Raw genomic sequence first — 21,810 nt, forward strand, 5'->3', positions numbered from 1 at the left:
CTGGCGCAGCTGCTACTGTCATAAGCCTCAACAACGAAAGATGAGGTTAAAGATGGTTTCTCACAGGGATGTCATCGCCAAAAACCGTGATGCCTGGAATGCATCAGCCGATCACCATCGGCGAAGCGCTGCCTGGAGCCAGCTCATCGATGCCGTTGCTCACAAAGACTTTTCTTGCCTGGATTCGACCCTGACTAAACAGTTGGAGCAGGTAGGCCTAACGGCAAAAGCCGCTATCCAACTGGGCTGCAACAATGGCCGCGAAGTGCTTTCGCTGTTTGCCCTTGGCGCATTGGAAGTGGTGGGCGTCGATCAATCTTCGGCGTTTCTCAAGCAAGCGCACGAGCTAGCCGAGATATCCCCTTACTCGCCAGACTTCATCGAAGCCGACATCCACGAGCTCCCGGCAAACCTCAACGAGCGCTTCGATGTCGCCTTGATCACCATCGGTGTTCTGAACTGGATGCCCAACCTCGCCCTGTTCTTCAGCCACGTTGCCAGAACGCTGAAACCGGGCGGCACCCTAGTGATTTACGAAACCCACCCCTTCCTGGAAATGCTCGACCCCGAAGCCCGCGACCCTTGGCGCATCAGCACTTCCTATTTTCTGACCGAACCACTGGTGGAAACGGGCGCCATTGTCTACGAAGGCAAGGCCGAGCCAAACGAGCTGCAGTCTTACTGGCATCTCCACCCGCTGAGCGATGTGCTCATGAGCGTTACTGGCGCGGGCTTGAGCCTTCGTGCATTCGACGAATACCCGCATTCCAATCGGGAGGAGGTCTACGACGTCTATGAGCAGGGCGCAGCACAAATACCAATGTGCTACACCCTGGTCGCAGAAAAACGCTGAGGAAGCTGATGAGCAAGGCCGGTTTCCCCGGCTCAGCCCACCGTAATCCCCGCATTCAACGTCAACACCACGATCAAGCCGACCACGGCCACGATGGACTGCACCACCGAGATGGTCTTGGTGGCCTCACCCATGGTCATGCCAAAAGATTCCTTCACCATCCAGAAGCCCGCATGGTTGGCATAGTTGAAGAACAGCGATCCGCAACCGATCGACAGGGCCAGCAACGGCAGGTTCAGGCTAGGGTCAGCACCTGCAAGCGGCGCCAGCAGGCCGGCTGCACCAACGATACCGACCGTGGCGGAGCCGGTAGACACCGACAGCAGCATCGCGATCAGCCACCCCAGGATCAGCGGTGGGAAGGCCGATTGCTGGGTCAGGTGCACGATGGCATCGCCGACCTTGGCGCTGGTCAGCATCTCCTGGAAGGCACCGCCCCCGGCGATGATCATGATGATCGAAGCGATAGGCTTGAGGCTTTTGCCCAGCGCATCACGCAGCTGTTCGGCGTCGCCGCCGCGCGCGAGCACCAGGCTCGCGCCGGCGAACAGCACGCCCAGCAGCATGGCGATCAACGGGTTGCCCAGGAAGCTGGCCAGTTCCAGCAGCGCATTGCCTTTGGGCAGCAGCATTTCGGCGACGGCATGCACCAGCATCAGGATCGCCGGCAGCAGCGCGGCCAGCATGCCGACCACTACGCCCGGGCGGGGTTGGCCGTCGGCTTTCTCAGTCAGTGTGAACTGGTCCAGCAGGGCCTGATCGGGCCGCGTGCTCATGCGCGGCGCAATGAACAGGCCATACAGCGGGCCGCCCAGGATCATGGCCGGGATCGCGGCAAGGAAGCCATAGAGCATGGTCGGCCCAACCGAGGTCTTGAGCACAGCGATGGCGGTCAAGGGGCCTGGGTGCGGCGGGACCATGCCGTGCATGGCGGCCAGCGCTGATATCACCGGCACACCGACATACACATACGCCGAGCCCTGGAAGCGGGCCTTGCCTTCCAGCTTGCGCGCCACGCTGAAGATCAACGGCAGCATGATCACCAGGCCCACTTCGAAGAACATCGGGATGCCAATGACAAAGGCGACCAGCATCATTGCCCAAGGGATCATCCGGTCCGAGGTGCGCTTGAGGATCACATCCGCGACCTGCTCAGTGACGCCAGCGTCCGCCAGGATCTTGCCGAGCATCGCGCCCAGCGCGATCACCACCCCGACCGCACCCAGTGTCTTGCCGGCGCCCGTGAGCAGGTGGGAAACGATGTTGCCGGGCTCCATGCGGGTCGCAAAGCCCACGCCAATGGACACCACCAGCAAGGCCAGCAGCGGGTGCATCTTGAGACGGGACACGATCAGCGCTACCAGCACCAGGACACTGACCAGTGCGGTCAGCAACAGCTGTATATCTAAGGGAGTCATTCAGGGAATCTCGGTTGGGCTGGCGCGCTAGCGGCACTCAGGCATTGCAGGCATGGCAGGGTTTCTGCGGGCAGTAGCGAGCCGTTATCGGTCGCGGGCAGGTGGCCGACTGGATGCGCAAACTTCGAATTTCGGAGGAATGGGGCTGGCGGACGGAGGTGTCGCGCCGGGCAAACGCGTAGGGCTGGGCAGTACGGTCATGGAGCGATTCACCTTGTTATTTGGTCATCTATATGAATCTTTACAAAGTATTTCCGGGGCGGTGGGATGCTGTCAATAGCATGCGGTCGCATCACATGGTCTTTTCGCCTTGGCAGGCAATACTTCTTTGTATACGCAGGCGTGCTCCTGGTGGCGCGCGCCGCTGGGAGGTGTCAGGTGAACAAGCTATCAATCGTGGGTGCCGGGATCGTGGGCGAGGCGGCGGCGCAGATCATTGCCCGGGAAGAGTACTGCCGTGAGCTGATGCTGCTCGATGTGCAGGGTGAGCTGGCACAGGGCAAGGCGCTGGACATCTGGCAGGCGGCTGTCGAGTCAGGTTCTGATACCCGGGTGCTTGGCGGCGCCAAGGCCGAAATGCTGCAGGACTCGGACCTGGTGGTGATTACCGCAGGCGTGCCGCGCAAGCCTGGTCAGTCGCGGCAGGACGTGCTGAGCATCAACCTGCCCATCCTCGACGGCATCATGCACGACATCAATCGCTATGCGCCGGCCGCGACAGTGCTGGTGGTGTCGAACCCGGTCGATGTGCTGACCTATCGGGCCAGGTCGCTGAGCAAACTCGGGCGGGGCAAGGTGTTCGGGCAGGCGGGGGTGCTGGATACCGCACGCATGAAATGCTTCATTGCCGAGGAGACCGGGTTTTCTGCCCGGGATATCACGGCGCTGGTGCTGGGCGGGCATGGCGACAGCATGGTGCCGCTGATGCGCTACTGCCAGATCGGCTCGGTGCCGCTGTCGCATTTCCTGTCCGATGAGCAGATCGAACGGATCGTCGAACGCACACGCAAAGGTGGTGGCGAGATCCTGGGTTTGAAGAAGGTCGGCAGCGCCTGCGATGCGCCGGGTGTGGCCATTGCGCAGATGGTGGATGCGATCGCCAATGGGCGTAACCGCATTTTGCCGGCGGTTGCGATTCTTGAGGGGGAATACGGGCGCACCGATATCGCCATGGGCGTTCCCTGTGTGCTGGCGGGGGAGGGGATTGCCAAGGTGATCGAGTTGCCGCTGGATGCGCAGGAGCAGGTGATGTTCGATCACTCTGCGGATCAGGTGGCGCGGGATATTGCGGAGATGAAGGCGTTGTGAGGCGAAGGACCAACAGCTTACGCAGCATAGGTTAATCGCCGGCCATGCGGCCGGCGATTAACACGGGCAAAACTACGCTCAGGACGTAGTCAGCTCCAGGGACAGTTCCGGATGCTTGAGGATTAAGCGCATCAGGCACAGAACACGAATGCGAGCTGATGCGCTCGTCAGGATCATCTTCCTGCTTCAGGGGGACTGAGTCTTCATCGGCTGATTTGCTGGATGTGATTAATACGGCTTATGGCCGGCCCGGCGCTACGGTGTGGCCGCTCCTGCTCGGGCTCGAGGTAATGCCTATCGGGGTCGTATGAGGGCCGGGACGGCTCGGACGTAAATCAATTCACTTACCAGCTCAACCAGTGTTTGGGTAATGACTGCCGCTGCCGCCAACCCGCGCAGGTCCTCAGGCAACGCCAGTGCCAGTGGCAAAACTACGAGCGAGTTGCGCGTCGCGGCACTGAAGGTCACCGAGCGTGCCTCGGCCACTGGCAAGCGCAACAGCCGCGCCGCGATGAACCCAAGCAGCGGCGCCAGCAGCATGAAGGCGACGTACACCGGAATCACCGGCAGCAACCGATCAAAATCCCGTAACACCGCAGCGATCTGCGACCCGATCACTGCCATCAGCACCAAGGTCATCGCGGGCACCGGCATCCATGCCCAAGCGTCATTCCAGGCCGAGACCGCGCGGGAGCGTCGGGCGCCAGCGCTGGTCAGTACGGCGAGGATCATCGGCAGCACGATCAGTAGCACGAAGGCTTCCACGAACGGGGCGATGCGGATGGTTACGCCGCTGCTGTCGCCGAGCATCAGCCCCAGGTACACCGGCAGCAGCACCAGCTGCACCAGCAACAGCACGGGCGTGGCGGCTAGGGTCAGGCGCGAGTCGCCCTTGCCGATGTGGGTGAACACCACCACATAGTCGATACACGGCGTCAGCAGCACCAGCAGGGCGCCGATGAGGATCGCCGGGTGGTCGGACAAGCCGCGCGTCAGGGCCCACACCAGCAGTGGCACGAGGATGAAGTTGGCGAGCAGCAGGGCGGTCATGAAGCGGCGGTTGCCCAGGCCCTGGCGCAGGTCGAGGAAGGGGATCTGCAGGAACATCGCGTACATCAGCACGGCGATGGCGGGGGGGACCAGGGCTTGCAAGTGTTGCGCGGCGTCGCTGGCCAGGCCGAAGACAACGGCAGCGAGCACCGCGGCAAAGTAGATCGGGATTTGCTGGGTTTCGAGTTGCTCTCTGGTCAAGGCCGGGCCTGTGCTGGGTTGTGCTTGGGGTGGCACAGGTTAATACGTGACGTCGGGTGGCGCACGACGTATCAGGCCGGCTTGAGCCAATCGACACCGCGCTCCCGAATGATCAGGCTCAAGGTCCCTTGCTGAGCCGCCGGGTAGCAGGCCAGAAACCCGCCCACCGGATACAGATTGTGCACTTCCAGTGGACGCCCATCCGCACTGGCCAGCTGAATTTCCCTGCGGCCATTTTCAAGCTGGGTCAGGTCGAACGCCTCACCGGTTTGCGCATCGGTCAGCGCCCACAGGCTTGGGTCTTCTGCCTTGATCGGCTGGGCATTCACCAGGCCATCGCCGGTGATGAACACACCATGGCCAGTGTGGGGGCCGCTGCGCAGATAGAGGCGATAACCCATCTCGCCATGGCGGAAGTACAGCAGCAACGCCGCTGGCTGGGCGGCTTGCTCGAAGGTGATCAGCCCGGTCTCCTGGCCGTGATGCCAGTCCTTGTCGGTGCCATTCAACATGCCGAGGGTCGTGGCGCCTTCAACGACGTATCCCGGCGCCTGATGCGGGCTCATCAGCGTTACGGGCCCGCTGGTAATGTCGCCCAATACATTGATCGACGCCTCAGCGACCTGCAAGGTGGCGGTGAACGACAGTGCTATGTGATCAGCCATGGGTGGCCTCCTGCTCGTTTATCAGAGGAGGTGGCAGGTTAGGCAGCCTGGTTCATTCAACCTATCCGGAAGCTGTTCCAGCGCCCGATCGCAGGCATGAAAAAGCCCGGCACCAGGCCGGGCTTCTTCACATCAGGCTTGCGCCAATCAGTTGCCGTAAACCGGCAGCTTCTTGCAGATGGCCTTGACCTTCTCACGCACGGCGTCGATCACCGCTTCGTTGTTCAGGTCAGCCAGGATGTCGCAGATCCAGCCGGCCAGTTCGCGGCACTCGGTTTCCTTGAAACCACGGGTGGTGACGGCTGGGGTGCCGAAACGCAGGCCCGAGGTGACGAACGGCGAACGTGGGTCGTTCGGTACCGAGTTCTTGTTGACGGTGATGAAGGCTTTGCCCAGGGCAGCGTCAGCATCTTTACCGGAGATTTCCTGCTTGATCAGCGACAGCAGGAACAGGTGGTTCTGGGTGCCGCCGGAAACGACGTCGAAACCACGCTCGATGAACACTTCGGCCATGGCCTGGGCGTTTTTCACGACCTGCTGCTGGTAAGCCTTGAACTCAGGCTGCAGTGCTTCCTTGAAGCAGATGGCCTTGGCGGCGATCACGTGCTCCAGCGGGCCGCCCTGGGCGCCGGGGAACACGGCGGAGTTCAGCTTCTTCTCGATGTCGGCGTTGGCGCGGGCCAGGATCAGGCCGCCACGTGGACCGCGCAGGGTCTTGTGGGTGGTGGTGGTGACCACGTCGGCGAACGGCACCGGGTTCGGGTACACGCCAGCGGCAACCAGGCCGGCAACGTGGGCCATGTCGACGAACAGGTAGGCACCGACCTTGTCGGCGATGGCGCGGAAGCGGGCGAAGTCCAGGACCTGCGAGTAAGCCGAGAAACCGGCAACGATCATCTTCGGCTTGTGCTCGACTGCCAGGCGCTCGACTTCGTCGTAGTCGATCAGGCCGTTACCGTCGATGCCGTACTGGATGGCGTTGTACAGCTTGCCCGACGAGCTCACCGAAGCACCGTGGGTCAGGTGGCCACCGTGGGCCAGGCTCATGCCCAGGATGGTGTCACCGGCCGACAGCAGGGCCAGGTAGACCGCGGCGTTGGCTTGCGAGCCAGCGTGCGGCTGGACGTTGGCGTAGTCGGCGCCGAACAGCTCCTTGGCACGGTCGATGGCCAGTTGCTCGACCACGTCGACGTACTCGCAGCCGCCGTAGTAGCGCTTGCCTGGGTAGCCTTCGGCGTACTTGTTGGTCAGGACCGAGCCCTGAGCTTCCATGACTGCCGGGCTGGTGTAGTTTTCCGAAGCGATCAGCTCGATATGCTCTTCCTGGCGCAGAGCTTCTTGCTGCATGGCTTCGAAGAGCTCGGCGTCGTACTTGGCAATGGTCAAATCACGGCTGAACATGGCGGTCCTCAAGGATCGGGGTAATTTGGGGGGGCATTCTAACCGATTGATCCGCGCCTGGCATATGAAGTGGCATCAAGTCGCGGACCAATGGGGCTCATGTTGCATCCCGCGCCGTGTCTGGGCTGGCCGGGGATTGGAGTTGACTCGAAAGTCCGCTTTTGCGGGTGCTCACTGGAACATGAACAGGGCGGCGTTGGCGAACTGCGCCTCGAACTGGTTGGCCGGCATCGGCCGCCCGAACAGGTAGCCCTGGACCTCGTCGCAGCCATGCTCGCGCAGGAATTCCAGCTGCTCGTGGGTTTCCACGCCTTCGGCGATCACCGCCAGGTTGAGGCTGTGGGCCATGGCGATGATCGCCCGGGCGATCTGCGCGTCCTGCTCGCCCTCGGGCAGGCCGTCAACGAAGGTGCGGTCAATCTTCAGCACATCGATCGGGAACTGCTTGAGGTAGTTCAGCGACGAGTAACCGGTGCCGAAGTCGTCGACCGCGATGCTCAGGCCAAGGTTCTTCAGGCTGGCGAGAATCTGCAGCGCCTCATTGACCTCGCGCATCAGGATGCTCTCGGTCAGCTCCAGCTCCAGGCATGCCGGCGGCAGGCCGGTTTCTTCGAGGATGGTGGCGATGCGCGTGCCCAGCTGGCCGTCGGAGAACTGCCGCGCCGAGATGTTCACCGACACCTTCGGCACGCGCACCTTGTTCTTGTGCCAGGCCTTGAGCTGGCGGCTGGCCTCGCGCAGCACCCAGTCGCCGACATCCACCACCAGGCCCAGTTCTTCGATCACCGGGATGAAGTCGCCCGGCGGCACCAGGCCGCGGGTCGGGTGGCGCCAGCGCAGCAGCGCTTCGGCACCGGTCAGGCGCTTGCCGTCGCCGCTGAACTGCGGCTGGTAGTAGAGGATGAACTCGTTCTGTTCCAGCGCGTGGCGCAGGTCGCTCTCCAGTTCCAGGCGCTCTAGCGCGCTGGCGTTCATCTCGGTCTGGTAGAACTGGAAGTTGTTCTTGCCGCGCTCCTTGGCGTGGTACATGGCGGTGTCGGCGTTCTTCATCAGCTGGCTCAGCTCGTTGCCGTCCTGCGGGCTAAGGGCGATGCCGATACTGGCAGTGACGAAGAACTCGCGGCCTTCGAGCACGAACGGTCGCACCAGGCTGCCAAGAATGTTCTCGGCCACGTGAATGGCGCGGTTCAGGGCCATTTCGCGGGTGGCGCGCGGCTGCAGCAGCAAGGTGAATTCGTCGCCGCCCATGCGCGCCACGGTGTCGTCGTCGTCGACGCAGGCCAGCAGGCGCAGGGCCATGTCCTTGAGCATGCGGTCGCCCGCGGCGTGGCCGAGGGAGTCGTTGATCGGCTTGAAGCGGTCGAGGTCGAGGAACATCAGCACCACCCACGCCTTCTGCCGCTCGGCCTGTTGCAGCGCGGTATGCAGGCGGTCCTGGAACAGCGTGCGGTTGGGCAGGTGGGTGAGGGCGTCGTAGTAGGCTAGGCGGTGGATGCGCTGTTCGCTGGCCTTGCGCTCGCTGATGTCGGTGAAGAAGCACACATAGCTGGCCAGGTCGCCTTCGTCATCGAGCACAGCGGTAATGCCGACCCAGGCCGGGTAATGGTCGCCGTCGCGGCGCTTGAGCCACACTTCGCCTTCCCAGCTGCCGCGCTGATGCAGCTGCTTGAGCACGTAGCGCAGGTGGCTTTCCTGTTGGTCCTCGACCACCAGCATGGACGGCAACTGGTCGAGTACATCGCCGACTGCGTAGCCGCTGACCCGGCTGAAGGCTTCGTTGGCCTGCACGATATAGCCGGCCGGGTCGGTGATGAGGATGGCCGAGGTCGAGTGTTCGAATACCGTCGCGGCCATGCGCAGGTCTTTCTCCGCACGGCGTTGCTGGCTGATGTCGCGGCCCACGCCGAGCACGCCTTCGAAGTGCTGGTGCTCGTCCCAGACCAGCACCAGGCGCAATTCGATGGGGATCTTGCGGCCATCGGCGCGCAAGCAGTCGAACAGGAACAGTTGCGTCGGCAGCTGGCTGCGCAGTTGTGCCAGCTGCTCGCTGTCGCCCATGGCCTTGCTGACCCGTTCCATCAGGCTGTAGATGCCGGTGAGCTGGGCTGGGTTGGCGATGATCGACTGCCAGCCGTTGTCGAAGATCCAGTCGGCTTGGTAGCCCAGCACCGTCTGCACCGACGGGCTGAGGTAGTTGAGCTGCAGGCGGCTGTCGGTGGAGAAGATCACGTCGCTGATGCTTTCGGCGAGCATGCGGTAGCGCTGCTCGCTGTCCCGCAGCGACTGGCTGGCCTCGATCTGCACGGTGACATCCTTGCCCACGCCGATGATGCGCGTGACCTGGCCATTGTCGTCGCGGGTCAGCACCTGCTCGCGGATTTCGTAGCAGCGCCAGCCGCCGTCACGGTGGCGGAAGCGCAGCTGGGTGTGCAGCGACTGGCTGTGTGCGCTGTCGCGCTGTTGCTGGCGCATAGCCTGATAGTGCGCGGCGTCTTCGGGGTGCAGCAGAAGCTCCCAGAAGCGGTCGCCCATCTGCGCCAGCTCGGTGCGGTCGTAGCCGAGGGTTTGGCCGAGGTGGCGGTTGCTGAAGATCATTCGTTGGCTGAGCACATCCTGCACGTACAGCTGGTCGGGCACAGTGCGCACCACGTCGGACCAGAAGCTTTCACGCTCCAGCAGCGACAGCTCCACCTGCTTGCGGCTGGTGATGTCGCTGATGCTGAGGATCACCGCCTGGTAATCGCGGCGCTGCTGCGGCAGGCGCGCCATCAGCCACAGGTGCAGCTCACCGCCCAACGGCGCGGACAGGCGCACTTCCAGCTCCAGCGACGGGCGCTGTTCGATCAGGGCGTCGATCAGTTGCATGCCGATGCTGTCGCGGCCAACGCCGCTGCCATTGATCAGCCGTTGCCAGGCGCCTTCGTGGCACTCGACATTGAGCAGCTGGCGCGCCACCTGGTTGATCTCGGTGATCTTCAGTTCCAGCAACAGCGAGCGGCACAGGTCGGGGTCCAGTGCCAGGCTCTGCTTGAGCCCGGCCAGGTTGCGCAGGTGATAGCGGTCGAGCTGGCCGGGCAGGCTCGACAGATCCAGCACGCACAAGGCCACGCCCGTCCCTTCGAAGATTTCCTGGTAGCGCCGGCGGTCTTCCTGCAGCGCGCGCTGGCGACGGCGCATGTTGACCAGCGCCAGCACCGGCAGCAGGGCGCAGAACAGCGCCAGCAGACACTTGCCGATCAGTGCCGGCAGCAGCTTCTGCTGGGCCAGGCCGGCGTCGAACAGGCCACGCAATTGCCAGGCGCTGTTGTCGATGAAGGCGAGCATCACGCTTTGCAGCGGTTCGCCGCTGGTCTGTGCCGGGGCATGGCGTTCCAGTACTTCGCCGCTGCGGCTGTTTTCCAGCAGCCACAGCGGGTGGCCGGGGCCGTCCAGGTGCACGGTGAGCGCCTGGTAATAGTCCGGTGACAGGCGTAGCAGCCAGTAGCCGCGATCCTGTTCCGCCGTTTGGCGTAACAGCAGGTAGACACTGCGGTTGTCCGCCGAGTTGGCGAAAAAGTAGCTGCGGCCTTGGTTCAGTTCGACCAGCTCGTCAATCAACTGGCGGTCGGGGCTGCCGGCCAGACTATCGCTGAGCAGTTGCCCGGCATGGTCCAGCCAGGCCAAGTCGAGCAGGGCGGGCAGGCGTTCGCGCAGGGTCGCCAGCAGGCTCGGCAGCGCGGCGGGCGCCGGCGCTTTGACGTAGGGCTGGACCACATTGATGGCCTGCTGGGCCTTGAGCGCCATGTTCAGGCTCAGGTGGTCGGCGAGTTCGGCGCTCGCGTCCAGGTTCAGCTGGCGCTGGTCAGCCTGGGTGTGGCGGAACTGCGAGAACAGTTGCCACAGCAGCAGAGCCAGCAGGATCAGGGCCAGCAGGGCCAGCGCACCTTTGACCGAACCACGCAGCGAAGCGACTGGGGCCGGCGAAGCGGGGCGCAGCAGAGTCGGATGATTGAGATCGGTCAAGCGTTGGTCCTGCGATTGGGCTGGCGATGGCAGGTAGAGAACATGCACGGTGTATGCCGGTATCTGCACAGGCCAGGACCGCGGCTGCGCACTATAAAGCCGGACTTCCGAACGGGCTAGCATGCCTGTGATTATGGCAATGTGCCAGCCCTGTTGTCCGGTGCCAGTGGTCGTGGTGAAGCCGGCCCGTTCGGCAAGACCCTGCATCCTGTGCGAGAATGCCGCCCGCTTCAATGACAACGCATCGGAGATGTTCGGTTTTGGTTACTCACTTTTCCACCAATGGCCTCGATTCCGCCTGTGGGCGCAGCAGTCAGACCCTTGTCAGCACTGCCGTGACCGCGGACGTATCCTGCAAATCGTGCCAGCGTTCGCTGGACAAACCGGACGCGGCTTCGGCCTCGAAGAACAAGACGCCATCGCTGGCTGAACTGCGCAAGACCGCCAAGGCGGCGGCAGCGCCGGCTGAAGAGGCACCTGTGGCGGCCGTGGCCAAGCCGGCTGGCAAGGTTGTCAGCACGGCTGTTGCGGCCAAGCCTGCCCAGCCCGCCAAGGTTGCCGAGCAGCCTGCCCGCAGTGGCGGCTTCAGCGTCAAGGCCGCTTATGCTGCGCGCCTGGCCGAGCAGAGCGACCGTTGCCGGTTGCCGCGGGGCAAGGCTAACAAGCAGCGTCACGTCTGAGCCATCTTCGGCTGCTATGCGGCCTCTTTGCGGGGCAAGCCCGCTCCTAAAGGCCTGGTGGTCTTTGGAGCGGGTTTGCCCCGCGAAAGGGCCGGCACAGGCAATAAATGCCCGCCAGGATCACAACGATCCCACCCCACCATCCGACCACCCTGTGCAACGCCGCGCGTTGGCGTAGAATGGTCGACTTTGTTCAATGAAACCCCGTAAACACATCCCCCTGGCCACAAAGCCTGGGCGATCGTCGATGTCTTTACCTATTTAGAGGGCTTGGTTTTGGCTCAATACGTCTACACCATGCATCGGCTGAGCAAGGTCGTGCCGCCGAAGCGGGAAATTCTCAAGAATATTTCCCTGTCGTTCTTCCCAGGCGCCAAGATCGGCGTGCTCGGCCTGAACGGCGCCGGTAAATCGACCCTGCTGCGGATCATGGCGGGCGTCGACAAGGAATTCGACGGCGAAGCCCGTCCGATGCCCGACATCAACGTGGGTTACCTGCCGCAGGAACCGCAACTGGACCCGAACAAGTCCGTGCGTGAAGTGGTCGAGGAAGCGGTCAGCGTGATCAAGGACGCCCAGGCTCGCCTGGACGAGGTCTACGCCGCCTACGCCGAGCCGGATGCCGACTTCGACAAGCTGGCTGCCGAACAGGCCAAGCTCGAGGCTATCCTGCAGGCCGCCGACGGCCACAACCTGGAGCGCCAGCTGGACGTCGCCGCCGACGCCCTGCGCCTGCCGGCCTGGGATGCCCGTATCGAACACCTGTCCGGTGGTGAGAAGCGCCGCGTGGCCCTGTGCCGCCTGCTGCTGTCGGCCCCCGACATGCTGCTGCTCGACGAACCGACCAACCACCTGGATGCCGACTCGGTAGCCTGGCTGGAGCGCTTCCTGCACGACTTCCCGGGCACCGTGGTAGCGATTACCCACGACCGTTACTTCCTCGACAACGTCGCTGGCTGGATCCTCGAACTGGACCGCGGCGCCGGCATTCCGTACGAAGGCAACTACTCGGGCTGGCTGGAAGCCAAGTCGGAGCGTCTGGCGCAGGAATCCAAGCAGCAGAGCGCCCACGAGAAGGCCATGAAAGAGGAACTGGAGTGGGTGCGCAAAGGCGCCAAGGCTCGTCAGTCCAAGTCCAAGGCCCGTCTGCAGCGTTTCGAAGAAATGCAGTCCCAGGAATTCCAGAAGCGCAGCGAAACCAACGAGATCTACATCCCGGCCGGTCCGCGCCTGGGCGACAAGGTCATCGAGTTCAAGAACGTCACCAAGGGCTATGGCGACCGCGTGCTGATCGACAACCTGTCGTTCGCCATGCCGAAGGGCGCCATCGTCGGCGTGATCGGTGGTAACGGTGCCGGTAAGTCGACCCTGTTCCGCATGCTGATGGGCAAGGAGCAACCGGATTCGGGCAGCATCGAGATCGGTGAAACCGTGCAACTGGCCTGTGTCGACCAGAGCCGCGAGGACCTGGACGGCGGCAAGACCGTGTTCCAGCAGGTTTCCGACGGTTCCGACATGATCAAGATCGGCAGCTACGAGATCCCGTCGCGCACCTACGTTGGCCGCTTCAACTTCAAGGGTGGCGACCAGCAGAAGTTCGTCAAGGACCTGTCCGGTGGTGAGCGCGGCCGCCTGCACCTGGCCCTGACCCTGAAGGAGGGCGGTAACGTCCTGCTGCTCGACGAACCGTCCAACGACCTCGACGTCGAAACCCTGCGTTCCCTGGAAGAAGCCCTGCTGGACTTCCCGGGCGCCGCCATTGTGATCTCCCACGACCGTTGGTTCCTGGACCGTGTGGCCACTCACATCCTGGCGTACGAAGACGACTCGAACGTAGTGTTCTTCGAGGGCAACTACACCGAGTACGAAGCCGACCGCAAGAAGCGCCTGGGCGATGCTGCTGCCCAGCCGCACCGCGTACGGCACAAGAAGCTTGCCCAGTAAGCGGGTATTCTGATGCACAAGAATGGGGCCCTTCGCGGCCCCATTTTTGTGCCTGCTCACAGCGGCTTAGCGCCTGATTCGAAGGTTATTTTGTATACACTTATATAAAACGCACCAAATAATTTCATAAAAACGACATTTCGCCCTATTCCGGTGCGATTGCTTCTTGGTACATTCCAGAAAAAACCAATAAGTCCAATCCTCTTGGTGAGATGTCTACCATGATCGAATCTGTCGACAATTTCCTCGCGCGCCTTCAGCAACGCGACCCGGGCCAGCCGGAATTCCACCAGGCTGTGGAAGAAGTGCTGCGTACTCTGTGGCCCTTCCTCGAAGCCAACCCGCACTACCTGCAGTCCGGGATCCTCGAGCGCATGGTCGAGCCTGAGCGCGCTGTACTGTTCCGCGTGTCGTGGGTCGATGACCAGGGCAAGGTTCAGGTCAATCGCGGCTACCGCATCCAGATGAGCAGCGCCATCGGCCCGTACAAGGGCGGCTTGCGCTTCCACCCCTCGGTGAACCTGAGCGTGCTCAAATTCCTGGCCTTCGAACAGGTGTTCAAGAACTCCCTCACCTCGCTGCCCATGGGCGGCGGCAAAGGTGGCTCGGACTTCGACCCGAAAGGCAAGAGCGATGCCGAAGTCATGCGCTTCTGCCAGGCCTTCATGAGCGAGCTGTACCGCCATATCGGTGCCGACTGCGACGTGCCGGCCGGTGACATCGGCGTGGGCGCCCGCGAGATCGGCTTCATGTTCGGCCAGTACAAGCGCCTGGCCAACCAGTTCACCTCGGTGCTGACCGGCAAGGGCATGACCTACGGCGGCAGCCTGATCCGCCCCGAAGCCACCGGCTACGGCTGCGTGTACTTCGCTGAAGAGATGCTCAAGCGTCAGGGCCTGCGCATCGACGGCCGCCGCGTGGCCATTTCCGGTTCCGGCAACGTCGCCCAGTACGCGGCGCGCAAGGTCATGGACCTGGGTGGTAAGGTGATTTCGCTGTCCGACTCCGAGGGTACCCTGTACGCCGAAGCCGGCCTGACCGACGCCCAGTGGGACGCGCTGATGGAGCTGAAGAACGTCAAGCGCGGCCGTATCAGCGAGCTGGCTGACCAGTTCGGCCTGGAGTTCCGCAAGGGTCAGACCCCATGGACCCTGCCATGCGACATCGCCCTGCCGTGTGCCACGCAGAACGAACTGGACATCGAAGACGCCCGTACTCTGCTGCGCAACGGCTGCATTTGCGTGGCCGAAGGTGCCAACATGCCGACTACTCTGGCGGCGGTTGACCTTTTCATCGAGGCCGGCATTCTCTACGCACCGGGCAAGGCATCCAACGCTGGCGGCGTAGCCGTCTCTGGCCTGGAAATGTCGCAGAACGCCATGCGCCTGCTGTGGACCGCTGGTGAAGTGGACAGCAAGCTGCACAACATCATGCAGTCGATTCACCATGCCTGCGTGCATTACGGTGAAGAGGCCGATGGCAAGATCAACTACGTGAAGGGCGCTAACATCGCCGGCTTTGTGAAAGTCGCCGATGCCATGCTGGCTCAAGGCGTGGTCTGATCCCAGGCCTGCGGGGCCGCTTTGCGGCCCCATGCCCTCAACCGATCTCGATGATCTCAATCATCTGATCCCCCGCCGGCCGCCGCCACAGCACTTCATCCCCCGGCCCGGCACCAAGCAACGCCCGCCCCAGCGGCGATCCCCAGTTGATCATCCCGCGCCCGGCATCCGCCTCATCCTCGCCCACCAGCTGTACCACCTGCTCCTTGCCCTGCTCGTCGACGAACCTGACCCGGCTGCCAATCTGTACCTTGCTGCGTGAAGTCGCCGATGGCACCACCTGCGCGCTCTGCACTCGCGCACTGAAATAACGCAGGTCCCGCTCGGTATCGGCCAGGCGCTGCTTGTCGCCGCGCTCGCCCTGAGCCTGTAACTCGCTGCGCAAGGCATTCAGTTCGCTCACACGCTGCTGCAGCTGGCGCAGGCCGCTGGCGGTGACGTAGTTGGGCTGGTCGCTGACGCGCCGCTCCACCGGCTGGTCAGCCTGGGCGGCGGCCTGGTCTTCGTTGACGAATGCTCGGCTCATGCAATGGCCTCCTTCTGTTGGAGACCAGCATGGCAGGCCGGTGGTTTCAGTGGATGTCCGTTTGCGACCTACTTGCTGCGATAGGCACGGGCGGCACCCTGGTCTTTCTCCTGCTGCCACTCGCGATCACGCTCGTCCCAGAAGCGCTCATGGTACTGGCGCTGTTCCTCGCTGTTCTGCATCGCGTGGCACTGGCGGAAACCATCGTCCCAGCCAGTCTCGTAGTGGCGATCGTGCAGGTAACGTGGGACGTCTTTCTTGAAGTCGCCAACCATCAGCCCGGCCGCCTGACGGCCGCTGCTGCAACCGTCCTGATAGCCATCGGCGTAGGCGGGGGGATAACCGTGGTTGACCATCTGATCGTGGGTGGTTTCGCAACCCGCCAGCAACAACGCAATGCACACACCAAACCAGTACCGCGACATGACCACCTGGACCCTTGGATAGATACCGGAAAGTCTAGGTGGCGATTTGTCAGGGAGCTGTCAAAACAGTGTCAAAGAGTCGGTTGGTTCACATCTGTACGAGCGGCCCGGTGTCGCGAAAAGGGCGCCATGCGCCCTCATCGATCTCAATAGTGATACCACTTGAGCTCCAGCATCACCTCATTCTGCGCCGACGCCAGGTGGCTGAACTCCCGCGAAGCACTCAATCTCACCCCGAGGTTCTGGCTGATCTCCCATTGCTGGTTAAGGCTCACACTGCGCCGTACCTCGCCATTGGTGAAGTAATCGCCCTTGGCCTCCAGCGTCATGTTGCCCAGCTCGTTGCGCCACAATAGCCCGCCATTGAACCCCGTCGCCGGGGCAATGAACTGGGCGAAGTCGTTGTGGTGCTCGACCCGTACCGTGCCCAAGGCGAAGCCCAGCAAGCCATCGGCCAGTTGCCAGGTGCCACCGGCACCGCCATTCACATGGCTCACCAGCACCTCGTCGTCATGCTTGCCCGGCACCCGCTCCAGGCCACCTGCCACTTGCCAGGACCAAGGCTTGAGCAGCTCGTTGCGCGGCGTCAGCGAGCGGATGGTGGCCAGGTCCAGGCGCTGCACCTGCCAGTCGTTGCCTTCGTATTGGCGCACCTTGAGCTGCAGGATCTCGATCTGCGCCCCCAGCGGGAAGCCATACGCATTGTCGTTGAGGTCGTGGTAGGCCATGCGCAGGCCGTATTCGGCGTAGGCGCGATCCTCTCGGGTACCGACGCCCAGTTGCCAGGTCCGCGAGTCATGGCCGTCCTCGGGCAGGCCGGGGCGCTCGATCTGCAAGGGCGGAGGCGGGTTGCTGTTGATCGCCCGCAGCAGCTCGAAACTGCGCTTGGCCTGCCCAGGGTCACGTTCCTGGCCATTGGCCCGGTAGCGCTCCAGGCGGTATGCGGCATCCTGCACAAGGGCCTGGCGCTCGCGGGGCAGGGCTTTGAAATCGGGGCTTTGCAATTGCGTGGTATCGGCACTGACGGCCAGTACCTGGCGCTTCTCGTCATGGTCCAGCGGCTCGGCCCGGGCCAACAGTTCGCGTTCGCGTGACGGGCGGTAGGTTTCGCTGGCGACCAGACCCGATTGCTTCACCGCCTTCACCGTATCGGTGGGGATGGCGGTAAGCGGGAACTGCGAGGTCAGGTCCAAACTCGGCCGGGCCACCTGCAGCAACTCCAGCAGGCGGTAGGAGCAGTTTTCGTCGAAGAAGAAGTAATCGAACTGGATCTGCTTCAGTTCCCAGACGTGCTCGACCATGCGCCCGGTTTCTTCCGGTGTCAGGTCCAGCTGGTATTCCCACAGGTCGCGGTTCTCCAGGCTGCGGTACTCGGAGAGCTTTTCCTGGTAGGGCATCAGCGCGAACAGGCCTGGGTAGCCACCCATCAGGCCCTTCCAGGCATACAGGATGCTGTTGTCGCTGCCTTCGATGTAGGCGCCGAAGTTGATCGCGTAGCTCAGCAGCGTGGTGTCGTCGCTGCGGGTGTTGGACTGGTCGATACGCAGCAGGGTATGGCCGAACATCGACGAGGGGCTGTTCAGGTAGGCCGCTGGGAAGATCAGCGCCGCGCTGTGCGGGTCGATCGACTGGTACCAGGTCTTGAACTCCTGGCAGTCCGGTTGCGGCAAGCCTTGCAGGTCGAGCTGCTCACGCAGCCAGCGGGTGCGTGCAGGGAATACGCACTGGGCGTGCTTGTCACCCAGGCTGGCCGGGGCGTACAGCGCTTCGACCGTGGCCTTGAGCTCCTGGTCCGGGTGGTGCGCGCCGTCCTCGGCGAGGAAGAAGGCGTCGTCGTCCACATAGCTGCGCCAGCCGCCGAGCTTGGCGGTTTCATAGTGGCCCAGGGCAATCCAGTAAGGGGTGTTGGCCAGTTGCTGGATACGGCCTGGGTCCAGCACGGGCATGGCATGAACGGGGGCGCAGGCACACAGCGCCAGGGAAGCGAGGCGTTTGAGCATGTCGGGCAACTACTTCTTAACGATGCCGAAAAAAGGCGAAACCCGCCCCGGAGGCCGGGGCGGGAGCAGCTGCACTCAGGCCTCGGTGGCGTATTTGGCCAGGCGTGGGTCGTTCTTCAGAACGGCCAGGGTGTTGCTGTGGACAGTTTCGGCAGTCACGTCGGCGCTGCTGAAGATCTGGTTGAAGTGCTGGTGGGTGACCGAGGCGAAGTAGCCGCGATCTTCCGGCGCAACGCCGAGGACCACGGCGTAGGTGGTCAGGGCTTCGCCCTGGCCCATGGCCATGTCTTCGGACAGCTCGTTCATCATGCCATTCATGGCAAACCAGGATTTGCCGCCGTAGGTCAGCGAAGCTTTGGTCGAGCAGCCGTTGGTGCCCGAGGTCATGCCGAAGGTGGCGTTACCGGAGGTACCATTGGTAGTGGAGGCCAGGAAGTGCGCTGGCGTACCGCGCTGGCCTTCGAACAGCATGTTGCCCCAGCCGCAGTTCGGGCCGCCCGGCGCTTCGGCGAGGGCGTTGAGCGAGACCACGGTGAACAGAGTACCCAGAAGAATCCGTTTCATAGCATTGTTCTCTTTGTCTTAACCAAGGGTCAGGGTTGTCTGGCAACGCGGTTGCCAGGTCGGGGAAGCATTTCACCCACCCCGCGCAGCTTGGAGTTTAGGCATGTTCTAAAGGTTGCGTCGTTGATTGCGAAAAATTTGCTTGGACATGACAGCGTCTCGGCTGCGACATAAAGTCCTGTGGAGCCTTGCAAGGCGCGCGCGGGCAGCGCCAGAATGCTGCGTATCTGCCCCGCCGAAGTAAGGAAACCCAATGCCCGATCCTGTCGCTGCGCGCCTGCGTCTCGCGCCTGAAGCCCTGACCCGGCGTTTCTCACCCGAGCAGTTTGCCTTTACCAATACCGACGATCTGGAGCCGTTTCGCGGAGTCCTGGGCCAGGAGCGTGCTGTCGAGGCCCTGCAGTTCGGCGTGGCCATGCCGCGCCCTGGTTACAACGTGTATGTGATGGGCGAGCCGGGCACCGGCCGCTTCTCGTTCGTCAAACGCTACCTCAAGGCCGAGGGCAAGCGCCAGCAGACCCCGTCCGACTGGCTCTACGTCAACCACTTCGACGACACCCGCGAGCCCCGCGCACTGGAGCTGCCTTCTGGCAGCGCGGCCGAGTTCATCAGCGACATGGGCGGGTTGATCGACAACCTGCTGTCGACTTTCCCGGCGGTGTTCGAGCACCCGTCGTACCAGCAGAAGAAGGGCGCCATCGACCGCGCCTTCAACCAGCGTTATGACCGTGCGCTGGATGTGATCGAGCGCGCCTCGCTGGAAAAGGACGTGGCCCTGTACCGCGATGCCAGCAACGTCGCCTTCACTCCGATGGCCGACGGCAAGGCGCTGGACGAAGCCGAATTCGCCCAGCTGCCCGAAGAGGTCCGCGAACAGTTCCACGATGACATCGCCCTGCTTGAGGAGCGCCTCAACGAGGAGCTGGCCAGCCTGCCGCAATGGAAACGCGAGTCGAACAACCAGCTGCGCCAGCTCAATGAAGAGACCATCACCCTGGCCCTGCAGCCGCTGCTGGCGCCGCTGTCGGAAAAGTACGCCGAGAACGCCGCCGTCTGCGCCTACCTGCAGTCCGTGCAGCTGAACCTGCTGCGTACCGTGGTCGAGCAGCTGGTTGAAGACAGCAAGACCGACGCCGCTGCGCGCAAGCTGCTCGAAGAGCAGTACGCGCCGAGCCTGGTGGTTGGCCACCACGCTGACGGTGGCGCGCCGGTGGTGTTCGAGCCGCACCCGACCTACGACAACCTGTTCGGCCGCATCGAATACAGCACCGACCAGGGTGCGTTGTACACCTCGTACCGTCAGTTGCGCCCGGGCGCGCTGCACCGCGCCAATGGCGGCTTCCTGATTCTCGAAGCCGAGAAGATGCTGGGCGAGCCATTCGTCTGGGACGCCCTCAAGCGCGCCCTGCAGTCGCGCAAGCTGAAGATGGAGTCGCCGCTGGGCGAGCTGGGCCGTGTCGCCACGGTCAGCCTGACACCGCAGATGATTCCGCTGAACATCAAACTGGTGATCATCGGTTCGCGCCAGCTGTATTACGCGCTGCAAGACCACGATTCGGACTTCCAGGAGATGTTCCGCGTGCTTGTCGACTTCGACGAAGACATGCCGATGGTCGACGAAAACCTTGAGCAGTTCGCCCAGCTGCTGCGCACCCGCACCAACGAAGAAGGCATGGCGCCGCTGACCAGCGATGCCGTGGCGCGCCTGGCCACCTACAGCGCCCGCCTGGCGGAAAACCAGTCGCGCCTGTCGGCACGCATCGGTGACCTGTTCCAGCTGGTCAGCGAGGCTGATTTCATCCGTCAGCTGGCCAGCGACGAGATGACCGATGCCGGGCACATCGAGCGTGCGCTCAAGGCCAAGGCCACCCGCACCGGGCGTGTATCGCAGCGGGTGCTCGACGACATGCTCGCCGGCATCATCCTGATCGACAGCGAAGGCGCGGCCATCGGCAAGTGCAACGGCCTGACCGTGCTGGAAGTCGGTGACTCGGCGTTCGGCATGCCGGCGCGCATTTCCGCCACCGTCTACCCGGGCGGCAGTGGCATCGTCGACATCGAGCGCGAGGTCAACCTCGGCCAGCCGATCCACTCCAAAGGGGTGATGATCCTCACCGGGTACCTGGGCAGCCGCTATGCCCAGGAATTCCCCCTGGCGATTTCCGCGAGCATCGCCCTGGAGCAGTCCTACGGCTATGTCGATGGCGATAGTGCCTCGCTGGGTGAGGCGTGCACGCTGATCTCGGCCTTGTCGCGCACGCCGCTCAAGCAGTGCTTCGCCATCACCGGTTCGATCAACCAGTTCGGTGAAGTGCAGGCGGTGGGCGGGGTCAACGAGAAGATCGAAGGCTTCTTCCGCCTCTGCGAGGCGCGTGGCCTGACCGGCGAGCAGGGGGTGATCATCCCGCGTGCCAACGTCGCCACACTGATGCTCGACGAGCGCGTGCTGCAGGCGGTGGAGAACGGCATGTTCCACGTCTATGCGGTGAGCCAGGCTGACGAGGCGCTGAGCCTGCTGGTGGGCGAGGACGCGGGCGAACTCAACGATGAAGGCGTCTTTACCGAAGGCAGCGTCAATGCCCGGGTGGTCGAGCGCCTGCGCGAGATTGCCGAGATGATCAGCGAGGAAGAAATCGAGAAAGCGGAAAAGGAACGCCTGGAAGAGGTGATTGCCCAGGCCAAGCCGGCCTGAGTCAATAAATCGGCGCTGGCGGCCATGTGCTACCGTTCAGCGCCGGTTTTCCATCTTTTTGTACTGTTCTTCTATGCTGGAACTTATGGACGGTATCAGGGTTCAGGATGGAAACAGCCTGGGTTTTCAGGCTGAACAGGGCTCATTGGAGGGGACGCGGCCATGCGCAACCTCAGCCTTACTCGCCAGTGCCTGGGCCTGGTGACCCGCATTGAATGCAGCATCCGCCCACTGGCCGGTGACAACGGCATGTGGACCTTGCTGTTCGCCGCCGGCATGGCCGGTGAGCAACCCTCGGCGATCAAGGCCCAAGGGCCGTTCCATGGGCCGATTGTGGCCGAATCCGTGCTCAATGCCATTGTCGACAGCTTGACCCTGCATGGGTATCAGGTGGCCGACGATCCGCAGATCTGGTGCCTGCACCTGCAGGCACAGCTGCGGCGGATCAACGGCGAACGCTGCCGGAACCTGGGGGATTACCAGTTCCACCCTGAAACCTGAGCATACACACTGAGCAGT

Annotated in this window: 15 protein-coding genes and 1 pseudogene; 7 read left to right on the forward strand and 9 right to left on the reverse strand. The window is 63.0% G+C overall.

Annotation, left to right across the window (positions count from 1 at the left end; genetic code table 11):
- The first annotated feature begins 40 nt into the window (after positions 1 to 40).
- Positions 41 to 853 carry a class I SAM-dependent methyltransferase gene (locus ACOKS3_RS03640; protein WP_422763371.1) on the forward strand — a complete coding sequence of 271 codons (813 nt, stop codon included), beginning with the start codon at positions 41 to 43 and terminating at the stop codon, positions 851 to 853.
- Between the two features lie 32 nt (positions 854 to 885).
- Here the strand turns inward: ACOKS3_RS03640 and ACOKS3_RS03645 are convergent, their stop codons facing one another.
- A complete protein-coding gene (locus ACOKS3_RS03645) occupies positions 886 to 2,271 on the reverse strand; it encodes a GntP family permease (RefSeq protein ID WP_422763311.1) in 1,386 nt (461 codons plus the stop codon).
- Between the two features lie 378 nt (positions 2,272 to 2,649).
- Here ACOKS3_RS03645 and ACOKS3_RS03650 point away from each other — a divergent pair, with 378 nt between their 5' ends.
- The gene (locus tag ACOKS3_RS03650; RefSeq protein ID WP_422763312.1) at positions 2,650 to 3,579 is read left to right on the forward strand and encodes a malate dehydrogenase; all 930 of its coding nucleotides are present in this window, start codon (positions 2,650 to 2,652) and stop codon (positions 3,577 to 3,579) included.
- Positions 3,580 to 3,873: 294 nt separating this feature from the next.
- On the opposite strand, the gene ACOKS3_RS03655 is transcribed toward ACOKS3_RS03650, so the two are convergent.
- From ACOKS3_RS03655 to ACOKS3_RS03670, 4 genes and pseudogenes are all read right to left on the reverse strand, one after another.
- Complete coding sequence (locus ACOKS3_RS03655; protein WP_422763313.1) at positions 3,874 to 4,830, reverse strand: arsenic resistance protein; 957 nt, start codon at positions 4,828 to 4,830, stop codon at positions 3,874 to 3,876.
- A 71-nt stretch (positions 4,831 to 4,901) separates the two neighbouring features.
- Positions 4,902 to 5,495, reverse strand: a complete 594-nt coding sequence (locus tag ACOKS3_RS03660) for a hypothetical protein (RefSeq protein ID WP_103445760.1) — start codon at positions 5,493 to 5,495, stop codon at positions 4,902 to 4,904.
- Between the two features lie 147 nt (positions 5,496 to 5,642).
- Positions 5,643 to 6,896, reverse strand: coding sequence for a serine hydroxymethyltransferase (gene glyA / locus ACOKS3_RS03665; protein WP_027918253.1), 1,254 nt, complete (start codon positions 6,894 to 6,896; stop codon positions 5,643 to 5,645).
- Positions 6,897 to 7,067: 171 nt separating this feature from the next.
- A pseudogene (locus ACOKS3_RS03670) lies at positions 7,068 to 10,052 on the reverse strand (sensor domain-containing protein); the annotation flags it as partial.
- 1,106 nt (positions 10,053 to 11,158) lie between these two features.
- On the opposite strand from ACOKS3_RS03670, the gene ACOKS3_RS03675 reads away from it, so the two are divergent.
- The 3 genes from ACOKS3_RS03675 to gdhA all read left to right on the forward strand — a co-directional run bounded on the left by ACOKS3_RS03675 (position 11,159) and on the right by gdhA (position 15,084).
- Positions 11,159 to 11,578 (forward strand): hypothetical protein, encoded by a 420-nt coding sequence (locus ACOKS3_RS03675; protein WP_103445758.1) that lies wholly within the window; start codon positions 11,159 to 11,161, stop codon positions 11,576 to 11,578.
- A 276-nt stretch (positions 11,579 to 11,854) separates the two neighbouring features.
- The gene (gene ettA / locus ACOKS3_RS03680; RefSeq protein ID WP_103445757.1) at positions 11,855 to 13,522 is read left to right on the forward strand and encodes an energy-dependent translational throttle protein EttA; all 1,668 of its coding nucleotides are present in this window, start codon (positions 11,855 to 11,857) and stop codon (positions 13,520 to 13,522) included.
- Positions 13,523 to 13,743: 221 nt separating this feature from the next.
- Entirely contained in the window at positions 13,744 to 15,084 is a 1,341-nt protein-coding gene (gdhA, locus tag ACOKS3_RS03685; RefSeq protein WP_103445756.1) for an NADP-specific glutamate dehydrogenase, read from the forward strand.
- A gap of 37 nt (positions 15,085 to 15,121) precedes the next feature.
- Here gdhA and ACOKS3_RS03690 read toward each other — a convergent pair whose 3' ends face one another.
- The 4 genes from ACOKS3_RS03690 to ACOKS3_RS03705 all read right to left on the reverse strand — a co-directional run bounded on the left by ACOKS3_RS03690 (position 15,122) and on the right by ACOKS3_RS03705 (position 18,599).
- Positions 15,122 to 15,610 carry a GreA/GreB family elongation factor gene (locus ACOKS3_RS03690; protein WP_103445755.1) on the reverse strand — a complete coding sequence of 163 codons (489 nt, stop codon included), beginning with the start codon at positions 15,608 to 15,610 and terminating at the stop codon, positions 15,122 to 15,124.
- Between the two features lie 68 nt (positions 15,611 to 15,678).
- The gene (locus tag ACOKS3_RS03695; RefSeq protein ID WP_103445754.1) at positions 15,679 to 16,035 is read right to left on the reverse strand and encodes a hypothetical protein; all 357 of its coding nucleotides are present in this window, start codon (positions 16,033 to 16,035) and stop codon (positions 15,679 to 15,681) included.
- Positions 16,036 to 16,181: 146 nt separating this feature from the next.
- Positions 16,182 to 18,035, reverse strand: a complete 1,854-nt coding sequence (locus ACOKS3_RS03700; RefSeq protein ID WP_103445753.1) for an Lnb N-terminal periplasmic domain-containing protein — start codon at positions 18,033 to 18,035, stop codon at positions 16,182 to 16,184.
- Positions 18,036 to 18,110: 75 nt separating this feature from the next.
- The gene (locus tag ACOKS3_RS03705; protein WP_054887210.1) at positions 18,111 to 18,599 is read right to left on the reverse strand and encodes a DUF3015 domain-containing protein; all 489 of its coding nucleotides are present in this window, start codon (positions 18,597 to 18,599) and stop codon (positions 18,111 to 18,113) included.
- Between the two features lie 253 nt (positions 18,600 to 18,852).
- On the opposite strand from ACOKS3_RS03705, the gene ACOKS3_RS03710 reads away from it, so the two are divergent.
- Together ACOKS3_RS03710 and ACOKS3_RS03715 are read left to right on the forward strand one after the other, a co-directional pair.
- Positions 18,853 to 21,291, forward strand: a complete 2,439-nt coding sequence (locus ACOKS3_RS03710; protein ID WP_103445752.1) for a Lon protease family protein — start codon at positions 18,853 to 18,855, stop codon at positions 21,289 to 21,291.
- Positions 21,292 to 21,453: 162 nt separating this feature from the next.
- A complete protein-coding gene (locus ACOKS3_RS03715) occupies positions 21,454 to 21,792 on the forward strand; it encodes a PA4575 family protein (RefSeq protein ID WP_103445751.1) in 339 nt (112 codons plus the stop codon).
- Positions 21,793 to 21,810: the final 18 nt, after the last annotated feature.

Source organism: Pseudomonas sp. HS6-2 (assembly GCF_049325675.2).
Taxonomy (GTDB): Bacteria; Pseudomonadota; Gammaproteobacteria; order Pseudomonadales; family Pseudomonadaceae; genus Aquipseudomonas; species Aquipseudomonas putida_N.